Below are 16,410 nucleotides of genomic sequence, written 5' to 3' on the forward strand. Positions count from 1 at the left end.
TCGCTCCCTCAGGCCTTTTCGATGTTCACGAGAAACGCCTTGTATTCCGGCGTGTGGGTATTGGAATCGCCCACCCCCGGGGTCAGGGTATTGGCCAGAAAGCCCTTGCGCGTGGTGCCTTCATAGCCCCAGTGGCAGGGGATGCCGATGGTGTCGACGTCCTGCCCGTCGATGGCCAGGCGGCGGATGCGCTTGGTCACCACGGCCTTGGCCTTGATGTAGCCACGCTGGGTGCTGACGCGCACCAGGTCGCCCTGCACGATGCCCTTGTCGGCGGCCAGCTTCTCGCCGATCTCGATGAACTGCTCGGGCTGCACGATGGCGTTGAGCCGCGCATGCTTGGTCCAGTGGCGGAACAGCTCGGTGATCGAGTAGGTGGTGGCCACATACGGGAACTGCTCGCGGCTGCCCATGCGCTTGCGATCGCTTTCGTACACCCGCGCGGTGGGGCTGTAGGTCACGTTCGGGTGCAGCGGGTTGTTCGCCAGCGGGCTTTCGGTGGGCTCGTAGTGTTCGGGGAACGGCCCGTCGTTCATCGCGCCCACCGAGAACAGCCGGCCCAGGCCTTCAGGCAGCATGATGAACGGGTTGGTGTTGCTGCCCGGTGCAGCGGTGACGGCGAAGTCCGGCACGTCCACGCCGCTCCAGCGCGCCCCGTCCCAGCCAATCAGCTTGCGCTTGGGGTCCCACGGCTTGCCCTGGGGGTCGGCCGAGGCGCGGTTGTAGAGAATGCGCCGGTTCTGCGGCCACGCCCAGGCCCAGCCCGGGGTGCAACCCAGGCCGCTGTCGGCGTTGTCGCGCCGTGCCATCTGGTTGCCCTTTTCGGTCCAGGAGCCGGCGAAGATCCAGTTGAAGCTGGCAGTGGTGCCGTCGTCGCGCAGCTGCGAGAAGTCGTCGAGCAACTGGCCCTTGCGCAGAATCAGGTTGCCCTGTTCGTCGTGCAGGTCGGCCAGGGCGCGGCCGTTGGATTCCTTGGCCACTTCCTCGGGCTTGGGGTCGAACGGGTCGGCGTAGTCCCAGGCTATGTTGAGGATCGGCGCGGGGTTGGCACCGCCTTCCTTCTCGTACAGCTCGCGGATCTTCAGGAACAGGTGGCCGAGGATCTTGCCGTCGTGCCAGGCCTCGCCGGGCGGCGCAGCGCCGGCCCAGTGCCATTGCAGCCAGCGCCCGGAGTTGACGATCGAGCCGTCTTCCTCGGCAAAGCACGAGGAGGGCAGGCGGAACACTTCGGTCTGGATCGCCGCGGTGTCCACGTCGTGCTCCTCGCCGTGGTTCTGCCAGAAGCTCGAGGTCTCGGTGGCCAGCGGGTCGATGATCACCAGGAACTTGAGTTTCTCCAGCGCGGCCTGGGCCTTGTTCTTGTCCGGGAACGCCGCCACCGGGTTGAAGCCCTGGGCGATGTAGCCGTTGACCTTGCCCTCGTACATGCGGTTGCTGTAGTTGAGCACGTCGTAGCTGTCGTCCCACTTGGGCAGCCAGTCGAAGCCCCAGTCGTTGTCCTTGGTGGCCTTGTCGCCCCACAGGCTCTTCATCAGGCTGACGAAGAACTTGGGGGTGTGCTTGTAGTAGTTGACCTGGTCGGGCAGCACCGCGCTGGGCGTGGTCTGCTTGAGGTAGGTGGCCAGGTCGGTCTGCGCATCCGATGGCAGGTTCATGTAGCCGGGCAGGCGCAGCGAGAGCAGGCCCAGGTCGGTGTAGCCCTGGATGTTGGAGTGGCCGCGCAGGGCGTTGACCCCGCCACCGGCCATGCCGATGTTGCCCAGCAGCAGCTGGATCATGCCCGAGCCTCGGATCATCTGCGCGCCGTTGGTGTGGTGGGTCCAGCCCAGGGCGTAGAGGAAGGTGGCGGTCTTGTCCGGGGCACTGGTGGTGCCGAGGATCTCGCAGATCTGCAGGAAGTCGGCCTTGGGCGTGCCGCAGATGTTGGTGACCATGTCCGGGGTGTAGCGGCTGACGTGGGCCTTGAGCAGGTTCCACACGCAGCGCGGGTGGCTCAGGGTCATGTCGCGCCTGGCGAAGCCGTCGGCGTCCAGCTCGTAGGTCCAGGAGCTGCGGTCGTAGCTGCGCTTGGCCGGGTCGTAGCCGCTGAACAGGCCGTCGTCGAAGCTGTAGTCCTCGCGCACGATCAGGCTGGCGTTGGTGTAGGCGCGCACGTAGTCGTGCTGGATCTTGTCGTGGGTGATCAGGTAGTTGACCACGCCCATCAGGAAGGTCACGTCGGAGCCGGCGCGGATCGGCGAGTAGATGTCGGCCACGGCGGCGCTGCGGTTGAAGCGCGGGTCCACCACGATGACCTTGGCGCCATTGCGGATCTTGGCCTCGATCACCCACTTGAAGCCCACCGGGTGCGCCTCGGCGGGGTTGCCGCCCATGATCAGCACCACGTTGGCGTTCTTGATGTCGACCCAGTTGTTGGTCATGGCGCCGCGCCCGAAGGTCGGCGCCAGGGCCGAGACGGTAGGGGCGTGGCACACACGGGCCTGGCTGTCGGTGCCCAGGATGCCCAGGGCGCGGGTGAAGCGCTGGTCCAGCGAGCCGGTTTCGCTGCTGGCGGCCGAGCTGCACAGCATGCCGGTGCTCAGCCAGCGGTTGACCGTGGTGCCCTTGTCGTTCTTCTCGATGAAGTTGGCGTCACGGTCGTCCTTCATCAGGCGTGCGATGCGCTCGATGGCGTGATCCCAGCTGATGCGCTGCCATTTGTCCGAGCCAGGGGCGCGGTATTCGGGGTAGAGCAGGCGTTGTTCGCTGTGGATGTAGTCCACCAGGCCCGCGCCCTTGGGGCACAGCGAGCCGCGGCTGACCGGGTGATCGGGGTCGCCTTCGATGTGGAAGATACGCGCCTTGGCGTTCTTGGCGCCGTCGCCAAGGCTGTACATCAGCACGCCGCAACCCACCGAGCAGTAGGTGCAGTTGTTGCGGGTTTCCTTGGCGCGCAGCAGCTTGTACTGGCGTGATTGGGTGGCCTGGGCCATGCCCGGGGCGAAGCCCAGGCTGGCCGCAGTGGCGGTGGCAGCGCCGACGGTGCACAGCTTGAAGAACTGTCTTCTGCCCAGTCCCATGGTTATCTCCTTGTACAAACGAGCTCCAGAATCGGCCGCGCACGCGCAGGCCCGCCGAGATCAGCGTCAGGATCGGTAAGTGGTATGCAGGCTAGTCACAGAGGGTGCGCGCCAAGACCCTTTCTATCGTGGGTGTATTGCGCGCAATCGGGGGCAGTTTATGCCCTTACTTAATTTGTGACTAATCGACCTTGTCGATGAACCTATAGAGGGATTCGATTGTTTGGCACTCAGCGCGAGAGGTCGGCGGGGATCATCGCGGTATCGATCACGATATCCACGGGCGCGGTGACGATAAACGCCAGCGGGCACACGATCAGCGGCCAGCAGAACTGCGCCGAGGTGGCGCTGAACAGGAACGAGAAGTTGTTGCGCACGCCCCGGTACATGCCTGGGGATGCACATTCGGCGCAGTACCCACCGCGCATCATGGTGCCGCAGCTGGTGAGGGCGAGGGTGGAGACGATGAGGGCGAGCGAGAGGATTCGGATGGTGCTGTTCCTTGGCACAGGGGGAGGGTCCGTTTTTCTGCGCGGCATTCTCTCACCGGGGGCCGGGGCAATGCTACAGTCGCTCCTTTTTCAATCAGCAGGCCAGGGCTCTTCGCTGGCAAGGCCAGCATCTGCAGGGCCAGCGAAGAGCCCGGTGCTGCCGACACACAACCAACGGGAGAGACAACCATGCGCGCAGCAATGCTATTGGGTACGGCACTGGTGCTGGCCGGATGCGCCTCGTCGACGATGAACCAGGCTCGCCTGGGCGCACCGCACAAGACCTTCACCTCGGCCAAGGCCGAGCCGCTGGTGGCCGAGTGCATCCAGTTCGGTTGGCAGGACGAAGCCGTCTTCGGCGTGGATGCCAGCGGCTACCTCGACGCCGGCCCCAACGGTGGGGCCACGGTGTCGACACGCGATGCCGAATACTTCGCCGATGTGCGCGCCGAAGCCGGCGGCACGGTGGTCAAGTTCTACACCCTCAAGGACGATGCATTGGCCCAGCGGCGCATGGCGGCGTTGGCCACCTGCCTCTAGCCACGCCCCTCGAAACGCCCGGTGATGCGCTCGCGCCAGCTCAGCGGGCGCGCAACGTGTTCATGCGCGCCGATCTCAACCAGGGTGAAGGCGCAGCGCACGATATCGCTCACTTCCTGATCGGCCAACCGTGCGCAGGCTTCGCGGTGCGCCTGTGCCTGATCGCGACCTGCCAGGCTGTGCACCTCGAAGCCAAGGTTGCGTTTGGTGATATGCCAGTGGTGAAACACAGCGACAAAGCGGCTCATGTGCGCCCCGCAGTCAGATCAGGGATGGGGTCATGCATGCAGCTTGCCCGTGATGCGCTCCAGCCAGCTCAGGCGCCGGGGCGCCAGGGCAGTGCTGGCAATCTCGATCACGGTGAAGTCGCAGGTCTGATCGTCCTGGTAGCCCTGTTCATTGCGTATGTCGCCCGCTTCAAGGTGCGCATCGGCATGATTGTCGCTGTGTAGCGCGTGCACCTTGAAGCCCCTGTCCACGGCATGCCGGCTTCGCAGGTGAAACACGCCCACGAAGCGGCTCATGCCTGCGAAGCCCCGCGCTGTGCTTCAAGCGCCTCGATACGTGCCTGCAGGCGTTCGCGTTCCTGGCGTTCGGCGCCGATGTCCTCGAACACGCTGATCAGATGCTGCGGCTGGCCGTCCTGGCGGCGCTGCAGGGCGGTACGTGCACGTACCCAGATGTAGTGGCCCTGCTTGTGGCGCACGCGCTTTTCCACTTCGTAGCGCTCGATCTCGCCGGCCAGCAGGCGCTGCAGCAACTGCAGGTTGGCGGCCAGGTCGTCGGGGTGGGTCAGTTGCTGGAAGGTCATGCCGTACAGCGTTTCGGCGCTGTAGCCCAGCAGCTCGCAGAAGCTGCCGTTGACCCGCTGCCAGGTGCCGTCCGGGTCGATGTAGGCCAGCGCGCCCCAGGCCAGTTCGAAGATGGCGCGAAAACGTTCCTCGCTGTTGCGCAGTTGCTCTTCGGCGACCTTGCGCTCGGTGTTGTCCATGCTGATGCCGACCATCTTCACCGCGCGCCCGGCGCTGTCGCGCACCACCGTGGCGCGGGAGGCGATCCAGCGCATCTCGCCGTCGGGGCGATAGATGCGAAAGTCGCACTCGCAGCCTTCGCCTTCGAGCAAGGTCTTGCTGTACAGCGCCTGCAGCATCTCGACGTCCTCGGGGGGCAGGTGCACCCAGAAGTCTTCGTTGCGGATCACCTGCCAGCCGTACACGGCCTCGACGTTGGGCGAGTAGGTGAGTTCGTCGCTGATCAGGTTCCATTCCCAGGTCACGATGCGGGCGCCTTCCTGGGCCAGCTTCATGCGGGTTTCGCTCTCCATGATCTCGGCGGTGTAGCGCCGGCGCAGGTCGGTCATCGGCAGCTCCACCACCTGGGTCTGCTGCACGTCCTGCAGGGCTTCTTCGCCGTAGCGCAGCCAGATCCAGTTGACCTTGAGAAAGTCGGCCAGCTTGCGCAGGTTGGCGTAGTCGATCTCGCCGCCGCGGGTCCATTTGTGCACGGCGGTGCGCGAGATCCCCAGGGCCGTGCCTACCGCCTGCAGCGTCAGCTTGTGGTGTTCGAGCAGTTCCTTGAGGCGAAAGGCGAAGCTGTTTTCGGTCATGCGCTGGGGTGTCCTTGGCGAGGGCATGGCCGGCCAGTATACATAAGCTGTCAACCTCAGGTTGACGGGGGTATGCGCGTCGCATCGCGGGCCTGACCCGCGATGCATTCAGCGCCGCTCACCAGCGCACACGCACCCCCAGGTTGCCGATCAACCCGTTCAAGTCGTTGTCGTCCACGTCGCTGCTGTAATCGGCACTGACAAACAGCGCCACCTTGGGCGTCACCCGTGCCACCAGGCCCAGGCCCACCTCCACGGTGGTGGCGTTGCGTCCGCTGCTGATCTTGTCGACCTTGTCCAGGCTCACCGTGTCGGCGTTCGAGAAGTCGTACCACACGTTGGTGCGCACATAGGGTTCGATGGGCATGCCGCGCACCTCGTAGCGGGCCGACAGCTTCGCCCCCACCCGGCCGGTCCAGCTCGGCTGGCTGTCATAGGCCTGCAGGGTCTGGGCCTGGGCGTCGTTGCCGGGGTAGTACTGCTGGTTGATCAACTGCGCCTGGGGCTCGATCACCCAGTGCTTGCCCAGGCCGATGGGGAAGCCGCCCTCCACCGAGAAGGTCAGCGCGTGCCCGTTGCCATCGAGCCGTTCGCCGTCGCTGCCGCGCCCGCTGGCGTCGAAACGGGTGCCCATGGCCACCGCATCCACATGCCAGCCCTGGTCATGCTGCAGGCTCCAGTACATGCCCAGGCTTTGCCCTTCCAGGCGCACGGCGTTCTGCTTGTCGCCCAGCTGTGGCCGGCGATTGTCCAGGCCGCCCTGCAGGTTGCTGTGGCCCATGAAGATCCCGGCGCGGTGGGTGTTGCCGCCGGCGGTTTCCCGCACGAACAGGTCGGGGGCGATCTGCAGGTTCTGGTTGGGGGCATCCAGGCGTTGCGGGGCGGTCCTGACCGGGGTGGGAAAGAACTGCGCCCACTGGCTGGCAATGCCTTCGTCGCCGAGTACCGCCGTGCGCTCTGCCAGGCGCTCGGAAAACGCCCCCAGCGTGCCCCGGCTCAGCCCCGACACGCTGGCCGGGACCAGCGACGGCAGCGCCAGGCCGTGTGCCGGGTTGAACATCGGGTCGTCGTCTTCCAGCCCCGCCGCCAGGCTTTCCAGCGGGGTTGCCAGCAGCAGCGACGTCGACAGTGCGTAGAAAACATACTCGAGCCCCGAAGGGCAGGGTGCGCTTTTCATGGCCGATCTCCTCTGTGTGTTACAGCCAAAGGTCTGGCCTGATGTCACGGGCTGTAAGGCAGGAACAGAGAGCGACCCAAACCAGCAAACCTGCCCCATGGCGCGCGCAAAGCCGCGTGCCAGAGGCCCGGAATGAAGTTGAACACGGTGGTTCTAGGTGTAGCTAAGGAGAGTCGCAGGCAGGCGTCAAGATTGTGTGATTATTTTGTGATGGCCGTGTTGGAGGGGGTAAGCGGTTGAAAAATAGCGGTTACTGAATGGGCATAGCCGCGTTGCGAATGACAACGCGGCTGGCTATTTCGAATGATTGCTAAAGCGTCAGGCGTCCTCGTCCCGTTGCAGTTCCAACAGCAGCAACGAGCGTCCGGTGACGTTGAACACGCTGCCGAATTCCAGGCGCTGGGCCTTGCGCAACTGCGGCCGGTCGGTGTCGATCAGGCAGTTCCAGTACTCGCCCTCGGGCACGTCGGGCAGGGTGAATTCCACGCCGTCGTGGTGCGCGTTGACGATCAGCAGCAAGGTGGCGTCTGCCCCCGGGCGCAGGATGCCGCTGACCTGCGCGCGCCCGTCCATGAGCATGCCCAGGCAACGCCCTTGCGGGTCTTCCCACTGTTCCACGCTCATCTCGCTGGCGTCCGGCGCCAGCCAGGTCACGTCCTTGACCCCGATCGCCTCGTTGTAGTCGCCCACCAGGAAGCGGCTGCGGCGCAGGATCGGGTAGGCCAGGCGCAGCTTGGTCAGGCGCTTGACGAACTTGAGCAGGGCGCTGCCTTGCTCGTCCAGGTCCCAGTTGATCCAGCCGATCTCGCTGTCCTGGCAGTAGGCGTTGTTGTTGCCGTGCTGGGTGCGGCTGAACTCGTCGCCGGCCACGATCATCGGCGTGCCCTGGGCCAGCAGCAGGGTGGCGAAGAAGTTGCGCATCTGGCGCTGGCGCAGGCTGTTGATCTCGGGGTCGTCGGTGGGCCCCTCGACCCCGTGGTTCCAGGAGATGTTGTTGTTGCTGCCGTCCTGGTTGTTCTCGTCGTTGTCCTCGTTGTGCTTGTCGTTGTACGACACCAGGTCGCGCAGGGTGAAGCCGTCGTGGGCGGTGATGAAGTTGACCGAGGCATAGGGGCGCCGGCCGCGGCGGTTGAACAACTCGCCGGAGGCGGTCATGCGCGCGGCAAAGTCGGCCAGCTGGCCTTCGTCGCCTTTCCAGAAGGCGCGCACGGTGTCGCGAAAGCGGTCGTTCCATTCGGCCCAGCCCGGCGCGAAGTTGCCCACCTGGTAGCCACCGGGGCCGCAGTCCCAGGGTTCGGCAATCAGCTTGACCTGGCTCAGCAGCGGGTCCTGGCGGCAAGCCACCAGAAAGCTGTGCCGCTCGTCGAAGCCTTCGTGGTAGCGGCCCAGGATGGTCGCCAGGTCGAAGCGAAAGCCATCAACGTGCATCTCGCCTGCCCAGTAGCGCAGCGAGTCGGTGACCAGTTGCAGTACGCAGGGGTGGCTCAGGTCCAGGGTGTTGCCGGTGCCCGAGTCGTTGATGTAGTAGCGCTTGTCGTCGGGCATCAGGCGGTAGTACGAGGCGTTGTCGATACCGCGCATCGACAGCGTGGGGCCCTGCTCGTTGCCTTCGGCGGTGTGGTTGTAGACCACGTCCAGAATCACCTCCAGGCCGGCGTCGTGCAGGTGCGCGACCATCTCCTTGAACTCGGCGATCTTGCCGTTGGCCAGGTAGCGCGGGTGGGGCGCGAAGAAGGCGATGCTGTTGTAGCCCCAGTAGTTGTTCAGGCCCTTTTGCAGCAGGTGCTGGTCGTTGACGAAGGCGTGGATCGGCAGCAGCTCGATGGAGCTGACGCCCAGGCCCTTGATGTGCCCCAGCAGCTCGTCGTTCATCAGCCCGGCGAAGGTACCGCGCGCCGCTTCCGGCACCGCCGGGTGACGCATGCTGATGCCGCGCACGTGCGCTTCGTAGAACACGGTACGGTCCCACGGCACGCCCACGCGCTGGTCGCGGCCCCAGGTGTAGGCCGGGTCGATGACCTTGCACTTGGGCACGAACGGCGCACTGTCGCGCTCGTCGAAACTGAGGTCGCCATCGGGGTGGCCGATGGTGTAGCCGAACAACGCCTCGGACCAGCGCAGCTCGCCGACCAGCTGCTTGGCATACGGGTCGATCAGCAGCTTGTTGGGGTTGAAACGGTGCCCGTTCTGCGGCTCGTAGGGGCCGTACACGCGGTAACCGTAGATCTGCCCCGGGTGCGCGTCGGGCAGGTAGCCGTGGTAGATCTCGTCGGTGTACTCGGGCAGTTCGATGCGCTCGAGCTCATGTTCGCCGCTGGCGTCGAACAGGCACAGTTCGACCTTGGTGGCGTTGGCCGAGAACAGTGCGAAGTTCACACCCAGGCCGTCCCAGGTGGCGCCCAGGGGGAAGGGCAGGCCCTCGCGGATGCGCGAAGGTTCAACGGCGTCGGGCTGGGTGTTGTGTTTGGACTTGGGCTGGGTCATGGCAATCCTTGTAGCGATCCTTGGGGGGCGAAAGGCGACGCACTGGGCGCCGGGGCAGCGTTGCGCTGCCCCGGGGCGGTAGTGACGCAAGGTACGGCGGCGTCAGGGCGTGGCGGGCTTCTTCGCGGTACGCGGCTTCTTTGCCGGGTCGGGCTTGGCCGCAGGGGCCGGCGGCTTGGCCTTGGACGCGGCGGCGCCGGGCTTTGGCTTGGCGCCAGGGGCTACCGGCGGTGCGCCTGGCGGGGTGGTACGGGGCTTGCGCGGGGCGGCCTTGGGCGCAATGGCCTCGGCTTCGGCCAACTTGCGTGCCATCTCCCAGTGGCGCTCCTCCTGGCCTTCGGGTTTACCTTCCGACTCCCAGATCTGGTAGGCGAATTCGCGGATACGTTTTTCCTCAGCACTCATCTCGACGCTCCTGATGACTCAGTCTGTTCTATGAAGAGATTGACGGGGAAGGCTTTGAGCGCAGTGCTCAGCCACAGCTCGTTAGAGGGTGTGACTGCGCCCTGGGCGAAAAGTCCCGTGCAATTGGCAGCGCACAAGGCGAACGGTAAAAGCACACGGGTATCGTCCCAGTTCTGTGCCGGGATCAAGGGTTGCGTGGCGTTGCCCAGCAGGCCCGAGGCCAGCCGCGGTACCACCACCACCGCACGTTGCGCCTCGCCGATACGGGCAAAGGCGAGCACCCGCTCGGCGTGTTTGCCGCGTACCTCCAGAGGTTGGTAGCGGCCGTGGCGAAACAGCTCTGGGTAGGCCCGGCGCTGCTCCAGCACCTGGGCGATCAGGGCCTGCTTGACCCGCCCGTCCTGCCAGTGCCCGAGCAGTTCGGCGGGGGGCAGGCTGTCGTCCAGGGCCTGGCGGCGCGCGGCGTAGTCCACCGCGCGGCGGTTGTCCGGGTCGACCAGGCTCAGGTCCCAGCATTCGTTGCCCTGGTACAGGTCGGGCACCCCCGGCACGGTCATGCGCAGCAGGCTCTGCACCAGGCTGTTGAGCGCGCCCGGGCAGGCCAGGGCCTGCGCCGCCTGGGCCACCGACTGGCGTAGCTGCTGGCATTGCGGCTCCAGCAGCAGGGCGTCGATGAAGCGTGCGCAGGCCTGCTCGTAGACCTCGTTGGGGGCGCTCCAGCTGCTGCGCAGCTTGGCCTCGCGCAGGGCTTTGCGCTGCCATTGGCGCAGGCGTTCGGCGTAGCCGCGCAAGGCGTGGGTGTCATCGCAGCGCAGCGTCATCGGCCAACTGCCTAGCAGGGTCTGGTACAGCAGCAGTTCATCACCGGCACTCGGTGCCACGCCATCGGCCAGTTGTGTGCGCAGGGGCGAGGCCAGTTCACGCCACAGCTCCACGCGCTGGCAGAACCAGTGGCTGCGTTCGCTGATCACCGCCAGGCGTGCGCGGCAGTCTTCGCCACGCTTGTGGTCATGGGTGGCGGTGGCCAGCAGGTTGTCGGGGAAGTGCGCCAGGCGTTGCTGGCAACTGGCATGGAAGGCCTCGGCCGGCGCGCTGAAGCGCTCGGCGTCGAAGCCCACGTCGTTGCGCGACAACAGCACCGCCGAGCGATAGAAGGCGGTGTCTTCGACGGCCTTGGCGGCGGTGGGCGAGGTCAGCTGCTGGAAGCGCACGCAGGCGTGGCGCAACTGCTTGCGCGCCCGCCCCGGGCCCAGCTCGCGCCAGGGCTGGCCGCCCAGCCAGCGCTGCAGGTAGTCCAGCAGCGGCCAGTCGGCTTCGCCCAGGCTCGAACGCGCATCGGCCAGGGCCTGCTGGAAGAACCCCTCGTCCATCGCTGGACGCCCGCAGGCATTGATGTAGGTGCGGTACACCGGGTAGTGCTCCACCAGCGCCTGCAACGCGCGGCGGATGGCGCCCAGGGTCAGGTCGCGGCTCATGATGTCGTTGCGCGCCACCTGCAGCAGGGCCTGGGCCACCGATTCGAAGTCGCCGGCCAGGCTGGCATTGAGCACCAGCTGGCGGGCCAGGCGCAGTTCCTCGACGAACGCCGGGCGCTCGCTCAGGTCGTGCCACAGCGCGGTCAGTTCGGCTTCGCCCTGCGGGTCATGCTGCAGCAGCGAGACCTGGTTCATGAATTCGTAGCCGGTGCTGCCGTCCACCCGCCAGTCGTCGTGCAGGCGCTCGCCGGGGCCGAGGATCTTCTCCACGTAGATCGGAAAGTGCTCGAGCGCAGCGCTCAGCGGCCGGCGTGGGAGCAGGCCGTCGACGCGTCGGCGCAGCTTGCGGCAGTAACCGCGTGGGTCGGCCAGGCCGTCGATGTGGTCGATGCGCAGGCCGTCGACCAGGCCGCGCTCGATCAGCTCGAACACCTTGGCATGGGTGGCCTCGAACACCGCCGGGCGCTCCACGCGCAGGCCGCCCAGCTCGTTGACGTCGAAAAAGCGCCGCCAGTTGATGTCGTCACCGGCGGTGCGCCAGCTGGCCAGGCGGTAGTGTTGCTGTTCGAGCAGTTGATGCAGGTGCTCGAAACCGCTGGGGGTGCGCCCGTCGAAGGCGGCCAGCACCTGTTCGATGGCCTGGCCGATGCGCGGCTCGCGGGCCAGTTCGGCCAGGGCCTGGTGCACCGCCTCGACGTTGGCCGGGGCGTGGCGCTGGCCCTCGAAGGCGGCAAAGCGTGCCCCCAGCTCGCTCAGCTCGGGGTGGCCGCTGACGCACAGGATGCGCGCATAGTCCGGCGGGCTGATCGGGAAGCGGTGCTCGTGGTGCTCGATGTGAAAGCGCCCGTGGCGGGCGTCGAAACGCAGCGGGATTTCCCCGGCCTGCAGCACCGCGCCATAGTCGCTGGCCAGGAACGGCAACAGCAACTGGCCTTTGAGCAACGGGTCGGGCGAATGCCACTGGATGTCGAAGAACTCGGCGTAGGGGCTGCGCCGGCCCCAGGCCAGCAGGTCCTGCCACCAGGGGTTGTGTGCGCCGCCCACGGCCATGTGGTTGGACACGATGTCCAGGATCAGGCCCATGCCGTGCTGGCGCAGCGCGGCCACCAGGCGTTCCAGCGCCGCCTCGCCACCCAGTTCGGGGCTCACCCGGGTCGGGTCAACCACGTCGTAGCCGTGGCGCGAACCGGGCCGCGCCTGCAACAGGGGCGAGGCGTACAGGTGGCTGATGCCCAGCCGGGCGAAGTAGGGCACCAGCGGCACCGCATCGTCGAGGCTGAAGTCGGCATGAAATTGCAGGCGCAGTGTGGCGGTGAGGCTGTTCATCGGTCACGCTCGAAGGCTTGTTCACGGGCCTGGGCCAGCAGCTCAAGGCGTCGCGCCGCATCGCTGTCGTCCAGCAGCTGTGCGGCGGGCAACGCGAAGCGGCGGCGCCAGTTGGGGTGGGTGTCGACGGTGCCGGGCAGGTTGGGTTGTTCGTCCACGCCCAGCAGGTCTTCCAGCGGTACCAGCACCAGCGGCGCGCGGGTATGCCCGAGCAGGCGCAGGCTGGCATCGATCAGGGTGTCGGCTTCGCTGCTGGTGTCGCCGTAGCTGCTGTGCAGCAGGCGACGCAGGCCCTGGATTTCATGCTGGCGGCTGTCGCGCCAGTCGCGCTCGGTGATCGCGTCGATCGCCCCCAGGCGCTGGCCCCAGTCGATGTCGCGGGCCTGCAGCCAGCCTGCCAGCGGGGGCAGGTCGTGGGTGCTGGTGGTGGCCAGGGCGTTGTCGGGCCAGTCGAGGATGGGGGTGAACTGCCCGGGCGGGTCCTGCTCGAACAGCAGCACACGCATGCCCAGGATCGCGCGGGCCGCGAGCTTTTCGCGCAGGCCTTCGGGCACCGTGCCCAGGTCTTCGCCGAGCACGATGGCCTTGTGGCGCACCGACTCCAGGGCCAGCAGGCGCAGCAGGTCGTCCAGTGGGTAGTGCAGGTAGGCGCCTTCGCTGGGGGCGGCGCCCTGGGGGATCAGCCACAGGCGCTGCAGGCCCATCACATGGTCGATGCGCAGGCCCCCGGCGTGGGCGAAGTTGGCCCGCAGCATCTCGATGAAGGCGCGGTAGCCGTTGCGGCGCAGGCCCTCGGGGGAGAACGCGCAGATGCCCCAGCTTTGCCCCGATCGGTTGAGGATGTCGGGCGGGGCGCCGACGTGCAGCTCGGCCAGCAGCTCGTCCTGGCGGCTCCAGGCCTGGCTGCCGGTGCCGTCGGCCCCCACCGCCAGGTCGGCGATCAGGCCCACCGCCATGCCGCTGCCGCGCGCCGCTTCCTGGGCACGTTCCAGGCTGCGTGCGATCAGCCACTGGCAGAAGGCATAGAAGCCGATCTGCTCGACGTGGTCGGCGGCAAACGCGGCAATCTCGGCGCTGCGCGGGTCGAGCCAGGCGGCCGGCCACTGGCGCCAGTCCTGGCTTTCGCCGCGTTCGGCGGCGGCATCGAGCAGCGCTTCGAAGCGGCAGTGGTCTTCCAGCGCCTGGCCGCCGGCGTGGCGAAAGCTGTCGAAGTCGGCGCGCTGCGGTTGCTCGCCCTTGATAAAGCCCTGGTACAGCGCCTGCAATATCTGCTGGCGTGCCCCGGCCGCCCGTGGCCAGTCGATCAACGGCAGGCCTTCGAGCTGTTCGAGCTGGGCCTCAAGGCCCAGGGCCTGGACCGTGATGCGCACCGTGCGCTCGTCGATCACCGCCTGGGGGCTGGCATACAGGCTGTTCAGAAACAGCCGGCTGGACGGCGAATAGGGGCTGTAGCTGGGGTGGTTGCGGGTGAACATGGCGTGCACCGGGCTGATGGCCAGGGCCGTGGCGCCACGCTCGGCGGCGCTGCGTGCCAGGCCCTCCAGTGCCAGGCAGTCGCCCAGCCCGCCGTCGCCCGGGCGGCGCAGGCTGTACAGCTGGGCACTCAGGCCCCAGCACCGTGGGTGCGGGGTGCCCAGCGCATCGGCCAGGCTGTAGCACTGCGCCGGGGCCACGGCCAGGGTGAAGGTGGTGGCGTCGATATGCAGCTGGTGATACCCCAGTGGCAGCCCTGGCGGCAGCAGGGCCTGGGCATCCAGCTGCAGCTGCTGGCGGGTGCCGTCCTCGTGCTGCACCTCGCAGCGGCTGTTGGCCGCGAAGTAGCGCGACAGGTCCAGCGGCTGGTGCTGGTCGACCGTCAGCAGTGGCGGCAGGTGACGGGAATCGTGGGCTTTTTCCAGGGCCTTGAGGCTGTTGGCGATGGCGATGTCGTCGGCGGCCGGGTGGCCAAGGGCGGCCAGGATGCGCCGCAGGACCGGTTCGCTGACACGCTGGGCGCGCCCGTTGGCGTCGATCCAGTCCACCGCCAGGCCAGCGCGTTCGGCCAGTTGCAGCAAGGGTAGGTCAGGCATGCACAGGCTCCGTGGGGCAGGAAGGGGTCAGGCTCACCACGCAGCTCAACGGCGGCAGGCAGGGTGGGCCCGGGGGCAGTTCGCAACTTTCGAACAGGTGCCGCTCGCGGGCCGGCAGGTCCAGGGCCAGTGGCTGCTGGCCGAGGTTGAGGTCGATGCGCAGCTCGCTGCCATCGCCCAGTTGCCAGCGGGCGCTCACGCCCTGGCCGTCGACCACCTGGGCGCCCAGGGCGCGGGTGCCCGGTAGGCGCGGGATGATGTGCTGGTGGCGCAGGTACAGCAGGCGACGGTACAGCGCCACCCACTGCTCGCTGTCCTCGCCCCATTGCGGTTGCGAGTCGAGGAAGGTCTGGGCGGCGTTCGGGTCGGGGATGCGCGCCCGTTGCTCGGGGTCGGCGAAGGCCTTGAACCCCTTGAACTCGGCGCGTCGGCCTTCGCGCACGGCGGTGGCAAGGTCGTCGTGGTGATCGGTGAAGAACAGGAAGGGCTGGCGGCACCCCCAGTCATCGCCCATGAACAGCAGCGGGATCATCGGTGCCAGCAACAGCAGCCCGGTGGCGGCGCGCAGGGCCTGGGGCGGGCACAGGCGCTCGAGCCGCTCGCCCAGCGCGCGGTTGCCGATCTGGTCATGGTTCTGCAGAAACAGCACGAAGGCACTGGGCGGCAGATGGCCGCTGGCTTCGCCACGCGGTTCACCGTTGCGGTCCGGCTGGCCCTGGAACACGAACCCCTGGCTCAGGCAACGCGCCAGCTTGTTCAGCGGCGCCTCGCGGTAATCGACGTAGTAGCCTTCCTGCTCGCCGGTCAGCAGCACGTGCAGGGCGTTGTGGCCATCGTCGTTCCACTGGGCGTCGTAGCCCTCCTGAAGCAGGTGCGCCTGGTTGCGCTCGTTCTCGAGGGTGAGCCACACCTGCCGGCCCGGTGCGGTGCTGGCGCGCACGCGGCGGGCCAGCTCATGCAGAAAGTCAGGGTCGTCGATGGCATGCACCGCATCCAGGCGCAGGCCGTCGAAGCGGTAGTCGTGCAGCCACATCAGGGCGTTCTCGATGAAGAAGTCGCGCACCTGGCGGCGGCGAAAATCGATGGCCGCGCCCCAGGGCGTATGCCGGTCTTCGCGAAAGAAACCCTGGGCATAACGGTGCAGGTAATTGCCGTCGGGGCCGAAGTGGTTGTACACCACATCCAGCAGCACCATCAGCCCCAGCGCGTGGGCCTGGTCGATCAGCGCCTTGAGTTGCTGCGCAGTGCCATAGCTCGCTTGCGGGGCGAACGGCAGCACACCGTCATAGCCCCAGTTGCGCTGGCCGGGAAACTGCCCGATGGGCATCAGCTCGATGGCGGTCACGCCCAGCGCGGCCAGGCGCGGCAGGTGCCTGGCCACGCCGGCGTAACCGCCCAGCAGGCCGACGTGCACTTCATAGATGACTGCCTCGTGCCACGGGCGGCCCTGCCAGTCGGGGTGTTGCCAGGCATATTCGGTGCCCAGCACCTGGCTGGGGCCGTGCACGCCGTCGGGCTGGGCACGGCTGGCCGGGTCGGCGACCGACAGGTCGCCGTCGATACGGTAGCGATAGCGCGTACCGGCCGGGCAGGGCAGGCGCAGCACGAACCAGCCGTCGTCACTGCGCTGCATGGGTTGCGGGGCGGCGTTTTCGCATTCCACCTCCACCTGCCGGGCATCGGGCGCCCAGAGGGCGAAGCGGGTGGTGTGGCTGTCCAGCATCACGGCCCCGTGGGTCGCGTGTTCCTGTGACCTGAAGGGCATACGGCAGTTCTCC

Annotated in this window: 12 protein-coding genes; 1 reads left to right on the forward strand and 11 read right to left on the reverse strand. The window is 67.2% G+C overall.

From position 1 onward, the window contains the following. Window positions 1-8: 8 nt before the first annotated feature. Both fdnG and V9K84_RS06660 read right to left on the reverse strand, forming a co-directional pair. A complete protein-coding gene (gene fdnG / locus V9K84_RS06655) occupies window positions 9-3,059 on the reverse strand; it encodes a formate dehydrogenase-N subunit alpha (RefSeq protein ID WP_088515393.1) in 3,051 nt (1,016 codons plus the stop codon). A 230-nt stretch (window positions 3,060-3,289) separates the two neighbouring features. Continuing rightward, window positions 3,290-3,568, reverse strand: coding sequence for a YceK/YidQ family lipoprotein (locus V9K84_RS06660; RefSeq protein WP_116054465.1), 279 nt, complete (start codon window positions 3,566-3,568; stop codon window positions 3,290-3,292). Window positions 3,569-3,739: 171 nt separating this feature from the next. Between V9K84_RS06660 and V9K84_RS06665 the strand changes: the two genes are divergently transcribed. Then, complete coding sequence (locus V9K84_RS06665; protein ID WP_043862958.1) at window positions 3,740-4,090, forward strand: hypothetical protein; 351 nt, start codon at window positions 3,740-3,742, stop codon at window positions 4,088-4,090. On the opposite strand, the gene V9K84_RS06670 is transcribed toward V9K84_RS06665, so the two are convergent. The 9 genes from V9K84_RS06670 to treZ form a co-directional block, all read right to left on the reverse strand. Continuing rightward, window positions 4,087-4,338, reverse strand: a complete 252-nt coding sequence (locus V9K84_RS06670; protein ID WP_043862957.1) for a hypothetical protein — start codon at window positions 4,336-4,338, stop codon at window positions 4,087-4,089. The two genes, V9K84_RS06665 and V9K84_RS06670, sit on opposite strands and share 4 nt — an antisense overlap. 30 nt (window positions 4,339-4,368) lie before the next feature. Next, on the reverse strand, window positions 4,369-4,614 hold the full coding sequence (locus V9K84_RS06675; RefSeq protein WP_058541109.1) for a hypothetical protein: 246 nt from the start codon (window positions 4,612-4,614) through the stop codon (window positions 4,369-4,371). Then, window positions 4,611-5,696: a helix-turn-helix transcriptional regulator gene (locus V9K84_RS06680; protein WP_043862955.1), complete on the reverse strand. Its 1,086-nt coding sequence runs from the start codon at window positions 5,694-5,696 to the stop codon at window positions 4,611-4,613. The genes V9K84_RS06675 and V9K84_RS06680 overlap by 4 nt, the downstream gene beginning before the upstream one ends. Window positions 5,697-5,814: 118 nt before the next feature. Next, complete coding sequence (locus V9K84_RS06685; protein WP_088515392.1) at window positions 5,815-6,873, reverse strand: autotransporter outer membrane beta-barrel domain-containing protein; 1,059 nt, start codon at window positions 6,871-6,873, stop codon at window positions 5,815-5,817. Window positions 6,874-7,191: 318 nt separating this feature from the next. Further along, entirely contained in the window at window positions 7,192-9,357 is a 2,166-nt protein-coding gene (gene glgX, locus V9K84_RS06690; protein WP_088515391.1) for a glycogen debranching protein GlgX, read from the reverse strand. A 102-nt stretch (window positions 9,358-9,459) separates the two neighbouring features. Further along, a complete protein-coding gene (locus V9K84_RS06695) occupies window positions 9,460-9,762 on the reverse strand; it encodes a DUF2934 domain-containing protein (RefSeq protein WP_043862952.1) in 303 nt (100 codons plus the stop codon). Further along, window positions 9,759-12,563, reverse strand: coding sequence for a malto-oligosyltrehalose synthase (locus tag V9K84_RS06700; protein ID WP_088515390.1), 2,805 nt, complete (start codon window positions 12,561-12,563; stop codon window positions 9,759-9,761). The genes V9K84_RS06695 and V9K84_RS06700 overlap by 4 nt, the downstream gene beginning before the upstream one ends. Further along, a complete protein-coding gene (gene malQ, locus V9K84_RS06705) occupies window positions 12,560-14,632 on the reverse strand; it encodes a 4-alpha-glucanotransferase (RefSeq protein ID WP_054915393.1) in 2,073 nt (690 codons plus the stop codon). Before malQ ends, V9K84_RS06700 begins: the two co-directional genes overlap by 4 nt. Then, window positions 14,625-16,397, reverse strand: coding sequence for a malto-oligosyltrehalose trehalohydrolase (treZ, locus tag V9K84_RS06710; protein WP_043862949.1), 1,773 nt, complete (start codon window positions 16,395-16,397; stop codon window positions 14,625-14,627). Before treZ ends, malQ begins: the two co-directional genes overlap by 8 nt. Window positions 16,398-16,410 lie beyond the last annotated feature (13 nt).

Origin of the sequence: Pseudomonas sp. AE27 (genome assembly GCF_037113495.1) — a bacterium.
In the GTDB taxonomy this organism is placed as follows: Bacteria; Pseudomonadota; Gammaproteobacteria; order Pseudomonadales; family Pseudomonadaceae; genus Aquipseudomonas; species Aquipseudomonas palmensis.